The organism is Serpentinimonas sp. SSL01 (genome assembly GCF_056323735.1).
In genome coordinates, this window is record NZ_CM150487.1 from 447,823 (window position 1) to 465,363 (window position 17,541).

Genomic DNA, 17,541 nt, shown 5'->3' on the forward strand with positions numbered 1-17,541 from the left:
GGCTGCGGCCCACGAACTGATCTGCCCCTTGTGCGCGCACGCCGGTGGCGTGCTGCTGCTGCGCCAGCACAAGCTGCGCCTCGTGCGCGTGGCCAGCGTGCTCGATGGCAGTTTGCCCGCCGGCGTGCAGGCCGAGGCATTGGCAGAGCCCTTCCCGGCCTTTTACCGCGTGATCTGGAATGCCCACGTGCCCGAGTGGTCCGACCTCACCGAGGCCGAGCAGGGCTTGTGCATGCGCGCCGTCAGCGCCGTCGAGCGCGTGCTGCGGCGCCAGCTGCAACCGAGCAAGATCAACCTCGCGGCGCTGGGCAACATGGTGCCGCACCTGCACTGGCACATCGTGGCGCGCTTCGACTGGGACAGCCACTACCCGGCCCCGATCTGGGCGGCTGCGCAGCGCCCGCCCGACCCCGAGCGCCTAGCCCAGCTGCGCCAGCGCCTGCAGGCCTGCGACGCCGAACTGGCCGCTGGGCGCTGGCTGTAAAGCCGCGTTTGCCTGCCGGCCGCGTCGCCGCTTGCAGCGTGCGGGTGCCCGGCTCACAAACCGCCTCAGCAACCGCCACCCAAACCCGCTACCATAGACATCCATGAGCCAGACCCATTTCGGATTCGCCGCCGTCGATGAGCAAGACAAGGCGCGCCACGTGCGCGCCGTGTTCGATTCGGTGGCGCCGCGCTACGACCTCATGAACGACCTGATGTCGGGCGGCCTGCACCGCTTGTGGAAGCGCTACGCGGTGGCGGTGGCCAATGTGCAGCCGGGGCAGCGCGTGCTCGACCTCGCTGGCGGCACCGGTGACTTGGCGCGCGCCTTCGCGCCGCTGGTGCAGCCCGGCGGCGTGGTGGTGCACACCGACATCAACGAGGCCATGCTGCGCGAGGGCCGCGAGCGCCTGCTCGACGCCGGTGTGCTGCTGCCCACGCTGGTCTGCGACGCCGAGCGCCTGCCCTTCGACGAAGGCGCGTTCGACCTTGTCACGGTGGCCTTTGGGCTGCGCAACATGACGCACCAGCAGCACGCGCTGCAAGAGATGCACCGGGTGCTGCGCCCGGGCGGCAAGCTGCTGGTGCTGGAGTTCTCTAAGGTGGCGCCGCCGCTGCAAGCGGCTTACGACTGGTACAGCTTCAACATCCTGCCGCGGCTGGGCCAGTGGGTGGCCGGCGATGCTGGCAGCTACCGCTATTTGGCCGAATCGATCCGCATGCACCCGGATCAGGAAACTTTGCGTGGCATGATGCGTCAAAGCGGCTTCGGGCATGTGGACGTGCACAACCTCACGGCCGGCGTCACGGCCTTGCACGTGGGCATCAAGTGTTGATTTTTCAATGAAAGTGAGCGAGACATGAAGTTTTGGTCGATTTTTCTGGCGCTGATGCTGGCGCTCACCTCCTTTGATGCCTTTGCGCAAAAACGCTTTGGCGGCGGCGGCTCCTTCGGGCAGCAGTCGGGCAATGTGCAGCGCAACGCCACCCCAGCGCAACCGGCGCAAGCCCCGGGCCAGCGCGCTGGGCAGGCCACACCCAATCAGGCCCCGGCTTCGCGCCCTTGGGGGGCCATGCTGGGCGGCTTGGCCGCGGGTCTGGGCTTGGCTTGGCTGGCTTCCTCGCTCGGTTTGGGTGAAGAGTTTGCCACCCTGCTGCTGTTCCTGCTCGCTGGTTTGGCGATCATGGTGGTGGTGGGCCTGATTCTGCGTGCCCGCGCGGCTTCGTCGGGCCGTTCGCCCTTTGCCCTGCAAGGCGCCGGTGGCCAGTACACGGCGCGCAGCTACCAGCCCGGCAACGTGGGCAACGACGCCTCGGCCCGGCCTTGGGAGCGCAGCCAGAGCGGCTTTGGTGGCAGCCCGGCCCCGACCCATGGTGGTGGCAATCAAGGCGGTAGCCAAGGCGGCAGCCTGATCGGCGCGGCCTTGGGCGGCTCGGCGCTGGGCGGCAGCCAAAGCTGGGGCGTGCCTGCAGACTTCGACACCGAAGGTTTCCTGCGCGCCTCCAAAGCCAATTTCGTGCGCATCCAAGAGGCTTGGGACCGCGCCGACATCGCTGCCCTGCGCACCCTGATGAGCGACGAGATGGTGGGCCACATCCAAGCCCAGTTGGCTGAGCGCGCCGCCGAGCGCGAGCGCGCAGGCGCCCCGCTGGCACAGAAAAACGAAGTGCTGATGCTCGAAGCGCAGCTGCTGGGCATCGAAGACCGCGGGCACGACTACATGGCCAGCGTCGAGTTCTCGGGCATGATGCGCGAAGAAGGCTCCGCCGGCCCCACGCCGATGCGCGAAGTCTGGAACATCACCCGCCCCAAACACGGCCCCGGTGGCTGGGTGGTGGCGGGCGTGCAGGCCATGCACTAAGAGGCTGGATGCGATAGGCCAGGCTTTATGCGCCAAAATCGGGGGGCCATGAAACAGTCCCCCTTTACTTTTCCGCCGCCGCCCGAAGCGCTGCAGCGCTTCCTGGAAGCGCTGCCCAAGCTGCCCGCCCTAGATGCGCTACCCGGCGCGCTGCCCAGTTTGGCGGCCTTGCCCGAGCCCCCCGAGTGGTTGCGCCTCGAGCTGCACAACCGCTTGCTGCTGCTGCTTAACCACGTGCTGCAGCAAGAGCCACAAGCCATGGAGCGGCTGCGCCGCCAGCAAGGCAAGGCGGTGCAGGTGCAATGGGGGCCGTTCGCGCTCAAGCTGCAGGCCACGCCGGCGGGCTTGCTGGCGCTGGCGGCGCCCGAGCGCACCCCCGATCTGCGCATCGAGCTTACCGACCCCTCGCCGCTGGCGCTGGCCCAGGCGGCCCTGAGCGGCACCAAGCCCGTGCTCGAAATACAGGGCGACGTGCAGCTCGCCGCCGAAGTGGCGTGGCTGTTCGACAACGTGCGCTGGGACGCCGAAGAAGACCTGTCCCGCCTGTTTGGCGACGCGCTGGCGCACCGGCTGGTGAGCGCGGTGCAGGTCGGCTTGAGCGAGCTCAAGCGCTTTGGTACCAGCCGCGGCGAGCGCGGGGCGCCAGCGTGATCCGGCGTTTCTTTCGCGGCGCTTTCATCGTCTGGGTGGTGCTGCGCTACGGCCTTGACGAGCTGGTGCTGTCGGGCTTTGACAACCCGTTGCTGGCCTTGCTGCGCCGCATCGTCTCGGTGGGGCGCGACCTGCGTGCGCCGCGCGGTCAGCGCCTGCGCGAAGCGCTCGAGCGGCTCGGGCCGATCTTTGTCAAATTCGGCCAGGTGCTCTCGACCCGGCGCGACCTCATGCCGCCCGACATCGCCGAAGAGTTGGCGCACCTGCAAGAGCGGGTGCCACCTTTTCCCAGCGCGGTGGCGGTGGCCACGATCGAAAAAGCCTTTGGCAAGCCGCTGCAGCAGATATTTACCCAGTTCGAGCAAACGCCGGTGGCCAGCGCCTCGATCGCCCAGGTGCATTTTGCTACGCTGCACGACGGGCGCGAGGTGGCGGTCAAGGTGCTGCGCCCGGGCATGCAGCCCGTGATCGAAAAAGACCTCGGCCTCATGCGCCTGATGGCCGGCTGGGTGGAGCGGCTCTCGGTCGATGGCAAGCGCCTGAAACCGCGCCAAGTGGTGGCCGAATTCGACAAATACCTGCACGACGAGCTCGACTTGGTGCGCGAAGCCTCCAACGCGGCCCAGTTGCGCCGCAACATGCAAGACCTCGATCTGGTCTTGATTCCCGAAATGCATTGGGACTGGTGCCGCAACGACGTGCTGGTGATGGAGCGCATGCGCGGCGTGCCCATCAGCCAGGTCGAGCGGCTGCGCGCGGCCGGGGTGGACATCCCGCACGTGGCGCGCGAAGGGGTGACGATCTTTTTTACTCAGGTGTTTCGCGACGGTTTTTTCCATGCTGATATGCACCCCGGCAACATCCAGGTCAGCCTCGAGCCCGCGACCTTTGGGCGCCTGATCTCGCTCGACTTTGGCATCGTCGGCACCCTCACGCCCACCGACAAAGAGTATCTGGCGCAAAACTTCACCGCTTTTTTCAGACGCGACTACAAGCGCGTGGCCGAACTGCACGTGGAAAGCGGCTGGGCCCCGCCGCACACCCGCATCGACGAGCTCGAGGCCGCCATCCGCGCCGTGTGCGAGCCCTATTTCGACCGCCCTTTGAGGGAAATCTCGCTCGGCTTGTTGCTCATGCGGCTGTTCCAGACCTCGCGCCGCTTTCAGGTCGAAATCCAACCGCAACTGGTGCTGCTGCAAAAAACCCTGCTCAACATCGAGGGCTTGGGGCGCGAACTTGACCCCGAGCTCGATCTCTGGAGCACGGCCAAGCCTTTTCTGGAAAAGTGGATGCTCGAGCAGGTGGGGCCGCAGCGCCTGTGGCAGCAGCTCAAGGCCGAAGCGCCGCAGTACGCCAAGCTGCTGCCCGCCCTGCCGCGGTTGCTGCACGACTACCTACAGCAGCGCCCGACCGACCTGCGGCGCGAGGTGCAGGAGCTGGTGCAAGAGCAGCGCCGCACCAACCGGTTGCTGCAGGGCATCATTTATGGCGGCGTGGGCTTCGTGCTGGGGCTGCTGGCGATGCAGCTTTATGTGCGCGTCAGCTTGTGGTGAGGGCAAGCGCCAAAGCCCCGAGCAGCTAGGCCCAAGCTGCGTCTAGGGGCTTGAAATGGTGTGCGCCGGCCCCAGCTAAAATGCTGGGTTCGAACCCGTTTCAAACACCCCCCATTCCCCGATTTGCACAGGTACACCCCATGCCCATCTACGCCTATCAGTGTGAGTCCTGCGGCCACGCCAAAGACGTGCTGCAAAAAATCTCGGCCGACCCCCTTACCACCTGCCCGGTTTGCGGGGCCGAGAGCTTCAAGAAGCAGCTCACCGCCGCCGGTTTCCAGCTCAAGGGCTCAGGCTGGTACTGCACCGATTTTCGCAACGGCTCCGGTGCCGCGGCCAAGCCGGGCGCTGCGGCCGAATCTGCCGGCCAGCCCGAGGCGGCTGTGGCGGCACCACCGCCCTGTGGCCAGCCAGCCTGTGCGGCCGCGTGCCAAGCCTAGAGAGGCTGAGGAGAGGCTGACGCCATGGCCTGCGTAGGCTCGAGCTACTAGAGCATCCTCAGTCAGGGCCGGGCAACCAACCGCTGCGCCCTTGAGCGCTCGATTTACCTGTTTGATCACCTGTTTTTGAAAGCCTTTACATGTCGATGCGCAGCCACTATTGCGGTTTGGTCACCGAAGCCCTGCTGGGCCAAGCCGTCAGCCTGTGCGGCTGGGTCAACCGCCGGCGCGACCACGGCGGCGTGATCTTCATCGACCTGCGCGACCGTGAAGGCACGCTGCAAGTGGTCTGCGACCCCGACCGGCCCGAGATGTTTGCCAGCGCCGAGGGCTTGCGCAACGAGTTTTGCGTCCAAATCCAGGGGGTGGTGCGCGCGCGCCCGGCCGGCACCGCCAACGAAGCCATCAAGAGCGGCCAGGTGGAACTGCTCTGCCACGCCATCACGGTGCTCAACCCCTCGGTCACGCCGCCCTTCACGCTCGACGACGACAACCTGAGCGAGACCACGCGCCTGACGCACCGCGTGCTCGATCTGCGCCGCCCCGCCATGCAGCGCAACCTGATGCTGCGCTACCGGGTGGCGATGGCGGTGCGCCAGTTCCTCGACGCGCACGGCTTCATCGACATCGAAACCCCGATGCTCACCAAGAGCACGCCCGAGGGCGCGCGCGACTACCTCGTGCCCAGCCGCGTGCACGACGGCCACTTTTTTGCGCTGCCGCAGTCACCGCAGTTGTTCAAGCAACTGCTCATGGTGGCCGGCTACGACCGCTATTACCAGATCACCAAGTGCTTTCGCGACGAAGACCTGCGCGCCGACCGCCAGCCCGAGTTCACCCAGATCGACATCGAGACCTCGTTCCTGAGCGAGCAAGAGATTCGCAACCTGTTCCAGCGCATGATCACCGAGGTGTTTCGCTGCACGCTGGGTGTGGAGTTGGGCGCGTTCCCGGTCATGGCCTACGCCGAAGCCATGCACCGCTTTGGCTCCGACAAACCCGACTTGCGCGTGCGGCTCGAGTTCACCGAGCTCACCGAGCTCATGGCCGGCGTCGAGTTCAAGGTCTTTAGCAGCGCGGCGCAGATGAAGGGCGGGCGCGTGGTGGCGCTGCGCGTGCCCGGCGGCGCCGCCCTGAGCCGCTCCGAGATCGACGCCTACACCGAATTCGTGAAAATCTACGGCGCCAAAGGGCTGGCCTGGATCAAGGTCAACGACCTGGCTGCGGGCCGCGACGGTCTGCAAAGCCCGATCGTGAAAAACCTCGATGACGCGGCGCTGGCGGCGGTGCTGGCGCGCAGCGGCGCGCAGAGCGGCGACTTGCTGTTCTTTGGTGCCGACAAGGCCAAGGTCGTCAACGATGCCATCGGCGCCTTGCGGCTCAATATCGGCCACAGCGACTTTGCCAAGGCCAACGGCCTCTTTGAGTCACGCTGGGCGCCGCTGTGGGTGGTCGATTTCCCGATGTTCGAGTACGACGACGACGCGGCGCGCTGGAACGCCGTGCACCACCCCTTCACCGCGCCCAAAGCCGGCCACGAGGCCTACATGGCCAGCGAGCCCGGGCGCTGCGTCGCGCAGGCCTACGACATGGTGCTCAACGGCTGGGAGCTGGGCGGCGGCAGCGTGCGCATCCACCGCGCCGAGGTGCAAAGCCAGGTCTTTGCGGCGCTGGGTATCGGCCCGGATGAAGCGCAGGCCAAGTTCGGTTTTTTGCTCGACGCGCTGCAGTACGGCGCACCGCCGCACGGTGGGCTGGCGTTTGGGCTCGATCGCCTGATCACGCTCATGACCGGGGCCGAGTCGATCCGCGACGTGATCGCCTTCCCCAAGACCCAGCGCGCCCAGTGTCTGCTCACGCAAGCCCCGAGCGCCGTGGACGAAAAGCAACTGCGCGAGCTGCATATCCGACTGCGCAACCCGGATGCCGTGCGGGCCTGATATAGTGGTCTAATCGCTTTCTTCGTTTCTCAACCCTGCGGGAGTACACCCATGTCCGACGCCATTCAACCCTCCAAAGACAAACTGGTCTCCGACCTCAAAGTCGTGGTCGCCGACGCCGAAGAGCTGCTGGCCGCCACCGCGCACCAGACCGGCGAGCGCGTGGCCGAACTGCGCGAGCGCATGCAAGACAACCTGCGCAACGCGCGCCACAAACTCGGCAGCCTCGAAGACGACCTGCGCCTCAAAGCGCGCGACGCCTGCCGCGCCACCGACCACTATGTGCACGAGCACCCATGGACCTCGATCGGCGTCGCCGCCGGTGTCGGGCTGCTGCTGGGCCTGCTGATCAGCCGCCGCTGAGCGCAGCGCTGGCCTGAAGCCTTCATGCCCTCGCTGACCCCCGAGGGCGGGCCGCAAGTCGCCCGCCCCACTTGGACTTCGGCCCTGCGTGGCGTGGTGCGCGACACGGTCGCGCTGGCGCGGGTGCGGCTGGAGCTGGTGGCGCTCGAAGGCCGCAGCCACGCCCAAGCCGTGGTGGCGCTGCTGCTGCTGGGCTGGGCGGCGCTGTGCTTGCTCCTGCTCGGGCTGGCCTTTCTGGCGGTGTTGCTGACCGTGCTCTGGTGGGACACGCCCATGCGCGTGCTGGCCTTGGCCGCTTTTACCTTCATCTTCCTCACCTTAGGTGCGGTGGCTGCGGTTTGGGCGTGGCGCAACTGGCAGCGCGAGCGCAACTGGTTCGAGGCCACACGCGCCGAACTCGCGGCTGATGCCCAAAAGCTGCGGCCATGAATGCCAGCCGCGCCGCCTACTGGCAACGCCGCGCCTTGCTGCAGCAGCAGTCGGCCCAGTTGCGTCACAGCCTCGAGCAGCAGGTGCAGGCGCTGGCGCCGGCTTGGCAGGTGCTCGACGGCACCCAGCGCGGCGTGGCTTGGGTGCGCCAGCGCCCTTGGGTGCTGGCTTTGGGCCTGCTGGTGCTGGCGCGCAAGCCGCGCACGGCGCTGCGCTGGGGTTGGCGCTCGTGGCGCGCTTGGCGCTGGGCGCAGCATTGGCTGGGCGGCTCTGCAGGCTCGAAATGACTCGGCTCGAGCGGGTCTATAGCTCAGGCAGCAACATCTGCACAAGGCGGCAAGACGCATGAAGCTGATCTTTGGTTTGTTATTTGGCATAGGCTGCATCTTCGGCGGTTATGTGATTGCCGGCGGCAAGATGGGCCCGATTTTGATCGCGCTCCCGGTCAAGATGATGATCATCATGGGCGGGGCCTTGGGCGCCTTCGTCATCAACAACGAGCCCAAGGTGCTCAAGGGCGCGCTGGCCGGCATTGGCCGCGCCATGAAATCCTCCAAGTACACCAAGGCGCGCTACATGGAGCTGCTGGCCTTGCTCTACGACATCTTGCAAAAAGCGCGCAAAGAAGGCCTGATGGCGATCGAGTCCGACGTCGAAAATCCGCAAGATTCTGCCTTGTTCCAGAAATACCCGGCGATCGCCACCGACCACCACACAGTCGAGTTCATCACCGACTATTTGCGCATGATGGTTTCGGGCAACCTGAACGCGCACGAGATCGAGTCCATCATGGACAGCGAGATCGAGGCCCACCACAACGAGGGCCATGTGGTGGTGGCGGCGTATGCGCGCTTGGCGGGTGCGCTGCCGGCCTTTGGCATCGTGGCCGCTGTGATGGGCGTGATCCAAACCATGGGTTCGGTCACCGAGCCGCCCGAGGTGTTGGGGGCCAAGATCGGCGCAGCCTTGCTGGGTGCGTTTTTGGGGATTTTTCTGGGTTATGCGATTTTCGAGCCGCTGTCTGGCACCTTGGAGCAAAAGCTCGATGAGGATACCAAAGAGCTGCAGTGCATCAAGACCGCGCTGCTGGCCAGCATGCAGGGCTACCCCCCCATGACGGCGATCGAGTTTGGGCGCAAGGTGCTTTACTCGGCGGAACGGCCCAGCTTTCTCGAGCTCGAAGGGCACGTCAAGCAAAAGAAATGAAGTCCCTGCACCCTAATTCAGCCCCAACCTACAGCCCCCAGCCCCCGCCCCATTGAGACGCAACCATGAGCGCCACCGGCAAGCCGCTGCAGCCCATCATCATCAAGCGCATCAAGAAAGCGGCGCATGGTGCGCACGGCGGCGCTTGGAAAATCGCCTACGCCGACTTCGTGACGGCGATGATGGCGCTCTTTTTGCTGCTCTGGCTGTTGGGCTCTACCACCGAGGAGCAGCGTGGCGGCATTGCCGACCACTTCAACATTCCGATCATGGTGGCCCTGATGGGTCAGCCTGGTGCGGGTGCTGCCACGGTGTTGCCCGGTGGCGGCGCAGACTTGCTGCGCCCCGAAGCGCCACTGACTCCGCCTGACGTTCCAACTTTACAGCAGCTGCAGCAAGCACTCTACGAACAGCAATTGCGCCAAGCTCAACTGGCACTTGATCGCCAGCGCATTGAAAATCTGCGCGGCCAGATCGAGCGGGCGATTGCAGCCAACCCGCAACTGGCCGAGTACGGTGAGCAAATTCGGCTCGAAATGGTCCAAGATGGGCTCTACATCCAGATCGTCGATGAGCGCGACCGCCCGATGTTCGAGCTTGGCAGCCCCGTGGTTCAACCCCATTTGCGCAGCATTTTGCGAGAAATTTCAGTGGCTTTGGCTGAAGTAGGTAACCGCATATCGATCTCTGGTCACACCGACGCGACCCCCTTTGGGCGCGGCGTGTTGGGCTACAGCAACTGGGAGCTGTCAGCCGATCGCGCCAATGCCTCGCGGCGCGAGCTGATGGCGGCTGGTTTGCCCGAAGCCAGAATCGCCCGCGTGGTGGGCATGGGCCCGAGCCAGCCCTTGCTGCCCGAGGCGCCGCTGGATCCGCGCAACCGCCGCATCGGCATTCTGGTGCTGACGCAAGACGCCGAAGAACGCATGACGCGCGCCATCGAAGGCACCCCTCCTGCTGCCCCTGCAGGTGTTGCAACACCGACGGCTGCTCCTGCTCCTGGCGCCGCGTCACCGCCGGAGCCACCCGCCCCAGCCAGACAGGGTGCCACTCCGGGCACCGTCACCTTGCCGCCTTTGCCCAACTTGGCGCCGCCGGTGGGTGCTCGTTGAGCTCGAGCCTACAGCAGGTATAGTTACACTCGACACCCACGTACCCCGTACTGGATATAGCCATGCCCGAATTGCGTTTTCTTATCGTTGACGACTTCTCCACCATGCGCCGCATCGTGCGCAACCTGCTCAAGGAAATCGGCCATGCCGATGCCGACGAGGCTGAAGACGGCGTGGTGGCCTTGCACAAGTTGCGCAACGGCAAGTTCGATTTTGTCGTCTCCGACATCAACATGCCCAATATGAACGGTTTTGAGCTGCTGACGCAGATCAAGGCCGACGACAAGCTCAAACACCTGCCGGTGCTCATGGTCACGGCCGAGGCGCGCAAAGAAGACATCATCGCTGCTGCTCAAGGGGGTGCGGCCGGCTACATCGTCAAGCCCTTCACCAAAGCCACGCTGGAAGAAAAGCTGGCCAATATCTTCAAAAAAATGGGCTGGTGAGCGCGCAAGGGCAGGCACAGGGCAGGGATATGGATCAGCACACGCACGAACATCAGACCGAAATGTTTCAGCGACTCGGGCGCATCACGCGCCAGTTGCACGACGCGCTCAACGAGCTGGGCTACACCCCGGTGCTCAAGGGGGCCGTCGATGAACTGCCCGATGCCCGCAGCCGCCTGCAATACATCGCGCGCCTGACCGGCGATGCGGCCGAAAAGGTGCTCAACCGCGTCGATGAGGCCAAGGCCGAGCAAGACGCCGTGCGCCAGCACAGCCAGCAACTGCTCGACACCATCGGCGCCGTGCCGGGCCTCAAATGGGCCATGCCCGAACTGCTCGAGTGGACGCAAAAAATCCAGCACAGCACCGAGCGCACCGACGCGCACCTGACCGAAATCATGTTGGCGCAAGACTTTCACGACCTCACCGGGCAGGTGATCAAAAAGGTGGTGACGCTGGCCGCCGCGATCGAGGAGCAGTTGCTGCAACTGCTGCTCGAATCGGCCGCGCACGCGCAGTCCGAGGCGGCGCCGCAGCCCGCCGCGCTTGCTGCGTCGGCCCCTGGTGGCGTGCGGCGCGAGCAGCTGGCGGGCCCGGTGGTCGACCCCGAAGGCCGCAGCGACGTGGTCACCGACCAGTCCCAAGTGGACGATCTGCTCGCCAGCCTCGGGTTCTAAAAATCACGCCTGCCAGAGGCGCGTGTTAAGTGCAAACAGCCCGGTTTAGGAGGGGCTAATCGGGCTTTAGAAATCTGGCGCGCACCAGACAATGCGGTCAACCCAGCGTCGGCCGCCCATGGAATCCTCCCAAGACAAAAACCTACCCGCCACCCCGCGGCGCCTGCAAAAGGCGCGCGAGGACGGTCAGGTGCCGCGCGCCAAAGATTTAAGCAATCTGGTGGTGGTGGCCGGTGGCATGGTGCTGCTGTGGCTCAGCACCGCTTGGGCCTACGAGCGCATGAGCGAAGTCGTGCGCATCAGCTACCGCTTCAACGCCGAGTCGCTGCGCCACCCGGAGGTCATGCTCGAGGTGCTGGCGCTGGCCATGTACACCGCCCTGCTGTACTACTTGCCATTGGCGCTGGCGGTGGCGGTGTTGGCGGCTCTATCGATGGTGGCGGCGGGCTCCTTTGCCTGGAGCTTCAAACCGCTGGAGCTCGATTTGAGCAAAATCGGCCTCATCAGCGGCTTTGGAAGGCTGTTTTCGATGCAGCAGCTGTTTGAACTGCTCAAGCTGCTTGCGGTTTCGGTCTTGTTGGCGCTGGTGGGTTGGTGGTTTGTGAGCAGCCATTTGCCGGCTTTTGGCTCCTTGTTGCTGCGCCCGCTCGAGAGCTCGATCGTGCAGTTGGGGCAGTGGTTCATGCTGGGTGTCGGTGGTTTGCTGCTGGTGTTGCTGCTGGTGGCCCTGATCGATGTGCCACTGCAGCAGTACCTGCACCGGCGCAACCTCAAGATGTCGCACCAAGAGGTGGTCGAGGAGCACAAGGAAACCGAGGGCAACCCGTGGTTGCGCGCCAAACGCATGCAACGCCAGCGTGAACTGGCGCAAGGCAGCAGCGTGGCCCAGGTGCCGGCCGCCGACCTGGTGCTGATGAACCCGACCCACTACGCCGTGGCGCTCAAGTACGACGAGAAAACCATGGTCGCGCCGCACGTGATTGCCAAGGGGGCCGACCTGAACGCGCTGCGCATCCGCGACATGGCCAAGCTGCACCAGGTGCCGGTGTTGCAGTCCCCCATGCTGGCACGCGCCCTGTTTGCCCACACCGAAATCAACCAGCAGGTGCCGGCGGCGCTGTTCACCGCCGTGGCCCAGGTGTTGGCCTATGTCTACCGCCTGCGCGCCGCGCTGCGCGGCCAAGGCCCCATGCCGGGCCAGCCGCCCAAGCCCCACGTGCCCCCCGAGCTCGACCCGCATCAGGGCCACGACGTGGCACCGGCGCAGGCCTAAGCCCGCGCGCTCCAACACGATGCTCCCATGAACGCCCTATTGCAAACCCTACAACGCTGGTTTGGCCCCGGCAGCGGTTATGCCGCCGTGATCGCGGTGCCCATTCTGGTGATGCTGGTGCTGGCCATGCTGGTGCTGCCGCTGCCGCCGTGGCTGCTCGACCTGCTCTTTACCCTCAACATCGCCATCGCCCTGATGGTGATGATGGTGGCCGCCTACATGCGGCGGGCGATGGACTTCATCGTCTTCCCCACCGTGCTGCTGCTCACCACGTTGATGCGGCTGGCGCTCAACGTCGCCTCGACCCGCGTGGTGCTGATGGAAGGGCACCAAGGCACAGGGGCCGCCGGCAACGTGATCGAGGCCTTTGGCACCTTTTTGGTCGGTGGCAACTTTGCCGTGGGCGTGATCGTGTTCTTGATCCTGGTGGTGATCAACTTTGTGGTGGTCACCAAAGGCGCCGAGCGCATCGCCGAAGTGGGCGCGCGCTTCACGCTCGACGCCATGCCGGGCAAGCAGATGGCGATCGACGCCGACCTCAATGCCGGCATCATCACCGACAAAGAGGCCAAGCAGCGCCGCGCCGAAGTGGCCGAAGAAGCCGACTTTTTTGGCAACATGGACGGTGCCGCCAAGTTTGTGCGCGGCGACGCCATCGCCGGCATCCTGATCCTGCTCATCACCATGATCGGTGGTTTTGCGATCGGCATGTTGCAGCACAGCATGAGCGCCAGCGATGCCTCGGCCACCTACATCACGCTGGCCATCGGCGACGCGCTGGCGGCGCAGGTGCCGGCGCTGCTGATCTCGGTGGCGGCGGCGATGGTGGTCTCGCGCGTGGGCAAAGAAGAAGACTTGGGGCAGCAGATCGTCGGCCAAGTGTTCGATTCGCCCAAGGTGCTGGGGATCAGCGCGCTGGTGCTGTTTTTGCTGGGCATCATTCCGGGCATGCCCAATGTGGTGTTTCTGAGCTTTGCCTTTGCCCTCGGGGGGATGGCGTTCTGGATCGGCTGGCAGCAGCGCCAGGCCCAGGCCGCCAGCGCGCAGGCGCAGCTTCAGGCCAATGCCCCCGCGCCGAGCGATGGCGAGGCCTCGTGGAACGACATGCAGCCGGTCGATCTGCTGGGCCTCGAGCTGGGCTACCGCCTGATTCCGCTGGTGGACAAAGCGCGCCAAGGCGATCTGCTCACGCGCATCAAGGGCGTGCGCAAAAAATTCGCCCAAGACGTGGGCTTTTTGCCGCCGCCCGTGCACGTGCGCGACAACCTCGAGCTGCGCCCGAGCAGCTACCGCATCGCCCTGCGCGGCGTGGTGGTGGGCGAGGGCGAGGTGTTCCCGGGCCAGTTCATGGCCATCAACCCGGGGCACATCCGCACCCCGCTCATCGGCACCGCCACCACCGACCCAGCCTTTGGCCTGCCGGCGCACTGGATCGAGGAACGGCAAAAAGAAAACGCGCAAATGGCCGGTTACACCGTGGTTGATTCCGAGACCGTGCTGGCCACGCATTTGTCACACTTGATGCAAGTCCATGCCGCCAGATTGCTGAGCCGCACCGAGGTGCAGGAGCTGGTGGCGCACGTGGCCAAACTGGCCCCCAAACTGATCGAGGAAGTGGTTCCGGCCATGGTGCCCATCGGCGTATTTCACAAGGTGCTGCAGCTGCTGCTCGAAGAGTCGGTGCACATCCGCGACGTGCGCACCATCGTCGAGGCCTTGGCCGAACACGCCGGCCAGACGCAAGACCCGGCCGAACTGGCGCGGCGCATTCGGCAGGCGCTGGCGCCCGCCATCGTGCAGCAAATCTACGGCCCGGTGAGCGAACTGGAAGTGATCGCCATCGAGCCCGGGCTCGAGCGCTTGCTCACCCAGGCCCTGAGCGGGCAGGGCTCGGGTGCGCTCGACCCCGGCGTGGCCGAACTGCTCACCCAGTCGGCGGCCCAGGTCTCGAACCGGCAGGAAGAGAAAGGCATCCCGGCCTGCCTGCTGGTGCCCGACGCCATTCGCAGCGCCATGGCGCGCCTGCTCAAACGCGCGGCGCCCCGCCTGCAGGTGCTGGCGCACAGCGAAATTCCTGACACCCATTTGATCCGCATCGGCCCAATACTTGGAGAGCCCGCATGAACGCCCAACGCTTTATAGCCCCCAACTCGCGCGAAGCCATGGCGCTGGCCAAGGCCACCTTTGGCGACAGCGCCGTGATTTTGTCGAGCCGCTCCGTTGATCAGGGCTTTGAAGTGGTGGCCACCAGCGAAGAAGACCTTGGGCAGTTGCGCACGCAGGTCGCGGCCGTATCCAAGCCGCCACAGCATCCTGATGAGCGCATGCAGCGCGCCAACCTGCAGCAGCGCGCCGAGAGCCAGTTGCCGCGCAAGTTGGCGGGCAGCAGCGTGGCCCAAGACACCGAAGCCATGGCCATGAGCACCTTGTCGTTCCAAGACTATGTGCGCGAGCGCATGCTGCGCAAGCGCCGCGAAGCCATGCAAAGTCCCCAGCGTTCGGAGCCCATGCCCAGCGAGCCCACTCACGCCCAGGGCGCGGCGCCTCCACGCCTCGCAGCGCCCGAGCGCGATGGCTTTCGGGTCCAGCCAGACGAGCACGACTTCCGCTTGCGCTTCACCCAGTCCGCGCCTGAAGCAACCAAGCCCAAAGCTCGGCCTGCGCAGTCCAGTCCGGCGCCCGAAGCGCCCAAAATTCCCAAGGCTGAAGCCACGCCCAATGCCGCTGCGCGCCTGACCGAGCAAATCGACAAGCTGCAAACGCTGATGGAAGAGCGCCTGAGCACCTTGGCTTGGCTCGGTCAGGCCAAGCAAAACCCGATCGAGGCCGGTCTGCTGCTCAAACTCATCCGCTGCGGTTACTCGCCCACGGTGGCGCGCGCCGTGATGGAGCGCCTGCCCGAGCGCTACGCTCCTGCCGAGGCCTTTCGCTGGACGCAAGAGGTGTTGGCGCGCAACCTGCGCACCCACCGCGAAGCGGGCCAGCTGTGCGACGAGGGCGGGGTGTTTGCGCTGGTGGGAGCCACCGGAGTGGGCAAAACCACCACCGCCGCCAAGTTGGCGGCGCAGTGCGTGCAGACCTATGGGCCCAGCAGCGTCGGCCTGATCACGCTCGACAGCTACCGCGTGGCCGGCTACGAGCAGCTGCGCTCCTATGCCCGCATGCTGGGCGTGGTGGCGCACCTGGCGCACGACCGCGCGGCGCTGCAAGACTTGCTCGAGCTGCTGGCCAACAAGCGCATGGTGATCATCGACACCGCCGGGCTTGGGCAAAAAGACCCACGCATCGCCGAGATGATGGAGCTGCTGGACTCACCCAGCATCAAAAAACTGCTGGTGCTCAACGCCGGCGCCCACGGCGACACGCTCGACGAGGTGGTGCACGCCTACGTGGGCAGCGGCCTACACGGCGTGATTTTGTCCAAACTCGATGAAGCCGCGAAGCTCGGGCCGGCGCTCGACACCTTGATCCGGCACCAGCTGGTGCTGCGCGGCCTGAGCACGGGTCAGCGCGTGCCAGAGGACTGGCAGCGCCCTGATGCCCCGACGCTGGTGCGTTTATCAATGGCCACCAGCAGCAAATCGTCTTTTGACCCCAAAGAGGCCGAGCTGCCCTTCTACTTTACCGAATCGGGCCAGGTGCGGGTGCCTTTGGATGGCCGCCATGTTTGAATCCGGCTTCGACCAAGCCACAGGGCTCGCGGCCCTGCACTTGCAGCCCCCCAAGCGCTTGTTGCCGGTGGTGCACAACCCCGACCCGGCGCTGGCGCAGGCGGCACTGCTGCGGCTCGAAGACGGTTTGATGAATTTGGGCTTAAGCGTGCTGCCGCTCGATGGCATGCCCGAGACCGGTGGCGCGCTTTCCAAGTCGAGCGTTTGGCTGGAGCAGTCGGAGCAGGCGCTGCCCGAATCTGGGGTGTTGCTCTGGCAGGCCCCGCTGGAGGCGTGGGCGGTGCGGTTGGCCGATACCCAGGCGCGCCCGCTGGTGCTGCTCAATGCGGCCCCGGCGAGCTTGGTGAGTGCCTACAACGCCATCAAGGTGTTGTGGCAGGTGGCGGCCCTGCAGGCGCTGGTGCTGTGGCTGCCCGATGCCGACCTAGCCGCGAGCCAGTCTGCGAATTGGGATCGAGGCATAGAGCCAGATCCGGTTCGAACACTGCGTCAGCAGGCTTTGCGTCACCTGGGTCTGAGGCCAGCGGTGTGGCCACTCGGGTATGATCGTCAGCGGGGTGTCTTGGACCCAGCGGCTGGCGAATCCTGCATGCAACGGGTTCTGGAAACGGCGTTGGTGCTGCAAGATAGCGTGAGACAACCCCATGTACATTCCTTTTCACACCAGTTTTTCGCGCTTTCAGCCGACCAGACCCGCTCAGTTTCTGATGTACACCGCCAAAGGCACGCTTGACCGCGATGCCCAACTCAGACGCCATAGCCCTTTGGTGCTCCGTTTGGCGCATCATTTGATGGCGCGACTGCCCGCCAGCGTCGATATCGATGACCTGATCCAGGTTGGGATGATCGGTCTCAACGAAGCCCTGACGCGCTACGACCCGGCGCAAGGGGTGCAATTCGAGACCTTTGCCAGCCAGCGCATCCGTGGCGCCATGCTCGACGAGTTGCGCGACGGCGACTGGCTCTCACGCAGCTCGCGCAAGCAACAAAAAGACATCGAGGCGGCGGTGCAACGGCTGGAACAGCGCCTGCAGCGGGCGCCGCGTGAATCCGAGATCGCGCTCGAGCTCGGGCTGTCGCTGCCCGAATACCAGGAGATGCTGGGCCGGGTGCGCGGCTCGCAGCTGGTCTATCTCGAGGACTTGACCGGCGGGACGGAAGACGAGCCGTTTCTCGACCGCTTTCTGCCCGCGGACGAAGGTGCCAACCCACAGGCTCAGTTGAGCGTGCAGCGCATGCGTGCGGCCTTGGTCGAGGGCATCAACAAACTGCCCGAGCGCGAGCAGCACGTGATGAGCATGTATTACGAACATGACATGAACCTCAAAGAGATCGCTGCCGTATTGGGTGTGACCGAGTCGCGCGTGAGCCAGTTGCACAGCCAGTCGATCGCCCGGCTGCGGGCCCGGCTTCGTGCCCACTAAAGCACGCGGGC

General features: G+C 65.3%; 19 protein-coding genes. All 19 read left to right on the forward strand.

All coding sequences use genetic code 11. The features are described 5' to 3' along the window. Positions 1-16: 16 nt before the first annotated feature. Positions 17-484: an HIT family protein gene (locus ACVMK0_RS02075; RefSeq protein WP_250959872.1), complete on the forward strand. Its 468-nt coding sequence runs from the start codon at positions 17-19 to the stop codon at positions 482-484. A 103-nt stretch (positions 485-587) separates the two neighbouring features. Continuing rightward, the gene (gene ubiE / locus ACVMK0_RS02080) at positions 588-1,319 is read left to right on the forward strand and encodes a bifunctional demethylmenaquinone methyltransferase/2-methoxy-6-polyprenyl-1,4-benzoquinol methylase UbiE (RefSeq protein ID WP_250959798.1); all 732 of its coding nucleotides are present in this window, start codon (positions 588-590) and stop codon (positions 1,317-1,319) included. A gap of 24 nt (positions 1,320-1,343) precedes the next feature. Beyond that, positions 1,344-2,345: a Tim44 domain-containing protein gene (locus tag ACVMK0_RS02085; RefSeq protein ID WP_476464136.1), complete on the forward strand. Its 1,002-nt coding sequence runs from the start codon at positions 1,344-1,346 to the stop codon at positions 2,343-2,345. Between the two features lie 48 nt (positions 2,346-2,393). Continuing rightward, a complete protein-coding gene (locus tag ACVMK0_RS02090; RefSeq protein ID WP_476464137.1) occupies positions 2,394-2,996 on the forward strand; it encodes an SCP2 sterol-binding domain-containing protein in 603 nt (200 codons plus the stop codon). Further along, complete coding sequence (gene ubiB, locus ACVMK0_RS02095; protein WP_476464632.1) at positions 2,996-4,549, forward strand: ubiquinone biosynthesis regulatory protein kinase UbiB; 1,554 nt, start codon at positions 2,996-2,998, stop codon at positions 4,547-4,549. The genes ACVMK0_RS02090 and ubiB overlap by 1 nt, the downstream gene beginning before the upstream one ends. Positions 4,550-4,689: 140 nt before the next feature. Continuing rightward, the gene (locus ACVMK0_RS02100; protein ID WP_476464138.1) at positions 4,690-4,989 is read left to right on the forward strand and encodes an FmdB family zinc ribbon protein; all 300 of its coding nucleotides are present in this window, start codon (positions 4,690-4,692) and stop codon (positions 4,987-4,989) included. 140 nt (positions 4,990-5,129) lie between these two features. Then, entirely contained in the window at positions 5,130-6,929 is a 1,800-nt protein-coding gene (gene aspS / locus ACVMK0_RS02105; protein WP_476464139.1) for an aspartate--tRNA ligase, read from the forward strand. A gap of 51 nt (positions 6,930-6,980) precedes the next feature. Beyond that, a complete protein-coding gene (locus tag ACVMK0_RS02110) occupies positions 6,981-7,292 on the forward strand; it encodes an ElaB/YgaM/YqjD family protein (protein WP_476464140.1) in 312 nt (103 codons plus the stop codon). A gap of 24 nt (positions 7,293-7,316) precedes the next feature. Further along, positions 7,317-7,721 (forward strand): phage holin family protein, encoded by a 405-nt coding sequence (locus tag ACVMK0_RS02115; protein ID WP_045534630.1) that lies wholly within the window; start codon positions 7,317-7,319, stop codon positions 7,719-7,721. Continuing rightward, on the forward strand, positions 7,718-8,008 hold the full coding sequence (locus ACVMK0_RS02120; RefSeq protein WP_476464141.1) for a YqjK family protein: 291 nt from the start codon (positions 7,718-7,720) through the stop codon (positions 8,006-8,008). The genes ACVMK0_RS02115 and ACVMK0_RS02120 overlap by 4 nt, the downstream gene beginning before the upstream one ends. A gap of 58 nt (positions 8,009-8,066) precedes the next feature. Beyond that, positions 8,067-8,927 (forward strand): flagellar motor stator protein MotA, encoded by an 861-nt coding sequence (gene motA / locus ACVMK0_RS02125; RefSeq protein WP_476464142.1) that lies wholly within the window; start codon positions 8,067-8,069, stop codon positions 8,925-8,927. 65 nt (positions 8,928-8,992) lie between these two features. Continuing rightward, positions 8,993-10,039 carry a flagellar motor protein MotB gene (gene motB / locus ACVMK0_RS02130; protein WP_476464143.1) on the forward strand — a complete coding sequence of 349 codons (1,047 nt, stop codon included), beginning with the start codon at positions 8,993-8,995 and terminating at the stop codon, positions 10,037-10,039. A 62-nt stretch (positions 10,040-10,101) separates the two neighbouring features. After that, a complete protein-coding gene (cheY, locus tag ACVMK0_RS02135) occupies positions 10,102-10,485 on the forward strand; it encodes a chemotaxis response regulator CheY (RefSeq protein ID WP_045534639.1) in 384 nt (127 codons plus the stop codon). Between the two features lie 29 nt (positions 10,486-10,514). Further along, complete coding sequence (locus ACVMK0_RS02140) at positions 10,515-11,162, forward strand: protein phosphatase CheZ (RefSeq protein ID WP_476464144.1); 648 nt, start codon at positions 10,515-10,517, stop codon at positions 11,160-11,162. Positions 11,163-11,280: 118 nt separating this feature from the next. After that, a complete protein-coding gene (locus tag ACVMK0_RS02145) occupies positions 11,281-12,435 on the forward strand; it encodes an EscU/YscU/HrcU family type III secretion system export apparatus switch protein (protein WP_476464145.1) in 1,155 nt (384 codons plus the stop codon). 27 nt (positions 12,436-12,462) lie between these two features. Next, positions 12,463-14,559, forward strand: a complete 2,097-nt coding sequence (gene flhA / locus ACVMK0_RS02150; RefSeq protein ID WP_250959787.1) for a flagellar biosynthesis protein FlhA — start codon at positions 12,463-12,465, stop codon at positions 14,557-14,559. Next, a complete protein-coding gene (gene flhF, locus ACVMK0_RS02155; RefSeq protein ID WP_476464146.1) occupies positions 14,556-16,106 on the forward strand; it encodes a flagellar biosynthesis protein FlhF in 1,551 nt (516 codons plus the stop codon). Before flhA ends, flhF begins: the two co-directional genes overlap by 4 nt. Beyond that, the gene (locus ACVMK0_RS02160; RefSeq protein ID WP_476464147.1) at positions 16,099-16,839 is read left to right on the forward strand and encodes a hypothetical protein; all 741 of its coding nucleotides are present in this window, start codon (positions 16,099-16,101) and stop codon (positions 16,837-16,839) included. The genes flhF and ACVMK0_RS02160 overlap by 8 nt, the downstream gene beginning before the upstream one ends. Then, positions 16,814-17,530, forward strand: coding sequence for an RNA polymerase sigma factor FliA (locus ACVMK0_RS02165; RefSeq protein WP_045534651.1), 717 nt, complete (start codon positions 16,814-16,816; stop codon positions 17,528-17,530). The genes ACVMK0_RS02160 and ACVMK0_RS02165 overlap by 26 nt, the downstream gene beginning before the upstream one ends. Positions 17,531-17,541: the final 11 nt, after the last annotated feature.

What these genes read in the sequence shown, in the direction of transcription:
- ubiE (WP_250959798.1), top strand. Translation starts at nt 588, where the DNA reads ATGAGCCAGACCCATTTCGGATTCGCCGCCGTCGATGAGCAAGACAAG.
- ACVMK0_RS02085 (WP_476464136.1), top strand. Translation starts at nt 1,344, where the DNA reads ATGAAGTTTTGGTCGATTTTTCTGGCGCTGATGCTGGCGCTCACCTCC.
- ACVMK0_RS02090 (WP_476464137.1), top strand. Translation starts at nt 2,394, where the DNA reads ATGAAACAGTCCCCCTTTACTTTTCCGCCGCCGCCCGAAGCGCTGCAG.
- ACVMK0_RS02100 (WP_476464138.1), top strand. Translation starts at nt 4,690, where the DNA reads ATGCCCATCTACGCCTATCAGTGTGAGTCCTGCGGCCACGCCAAAGAC.
- aspS (WP_476464139.1), top strand. Translation starts at nt 5,130, where the DNA reads ATGTCGATGCGCAGCCACTATTGCGGTTTGGTCACCGAAGCCCTGCTG.
- ACVMK0_RS02110 (WP_476464140.1), top strand. Translation starts at nt 6,981, where the DNA reads ATGTCCGACGCCATTCAACCCTCCAAAGACAAACTGGTCTCCGACCTC.
- ACVMK0_RS02115 (WP_045534630.1), top strand. Translation starts at nt 7,317, where the DNA reads ATGCCCTCGCTGACCCCCGAGGGCGGGCCGCAAGTCGCCCGCCCCACT.
- ACVMK0_RS02120 (WP_476464141.1), top strand. Translation starts at nt 7,718, where the DNA reads ATGAATGCCAGCCGCGCCGCCTACTGGCAACGCCGCGCCTTGCTGCAG.
- motA (WP_476464142.1), top strand. Translation starts at nt 8,067, where the DNA reads ATGAAGCTGATCTTTGGTTTGTTATTTGGCATAGGCTGCATCTTCGGC.
- motB (WP_476464143.1), top strand. Translation starts at nt 8,993, where the DNA reads ATGAGCGCCACCGGCAAGCCGCTGCAGCCCATCATCATCAAGCGCATC.
- cheY (WP_045534639.1), top strand. Translation starts at nt 10,102, where the DNA reads ATGCCCGAATTGCGTTTTCTTATCGTTGACGACTTCTCCACCATGCGC.
- ACVMK0_RS02140 (WP_476464144.1), top strand. Translation starts at nt 10,515, where the DNA reads ATGGATCAGCACACGCACGAACATCAGACCGAAATGTTTCAGCGACTC.
- ACVMK0_RS02145 (WP_476464145.1), top strand. Translation starts at nt 11,281, where the DNA reads ATGGAATCCTCCCAAGACAAAAACCTACCCGCCACCCCGCGGCGCCTG.
- flhA (WP_250959787.1), top strand. Translation starts at nt 12,463, where the DNA reads ATGAACGCCCTATTGCAAACCCTACAACGCTGGTTTGGCCCCGGCAGC.
- flhF (WP_476464146.1), top strand. Translation starts at nt 14,556, where the DNA reads ATGAACGCCCAACGCTTTATAGCCCCCAACTCGCGCGAAGCCATGGCG.
- ACVMK0_RS02160 (WP_476464147.1), top strand. Translation starts at nt 16,099, where the DNA reads ATGTTTGAATCCGGCTTCGACCAAGCCACAGGGCTCGCGGCCCTGCAC.
- ACVMK0_RS02165 (WP_045534651.1), top strand. Translation starts at nt 16,814, where the DNA reads ATGTACACCGCCAAAGGCACGCTTGACCGCGATGCCCAACTCAGACGC.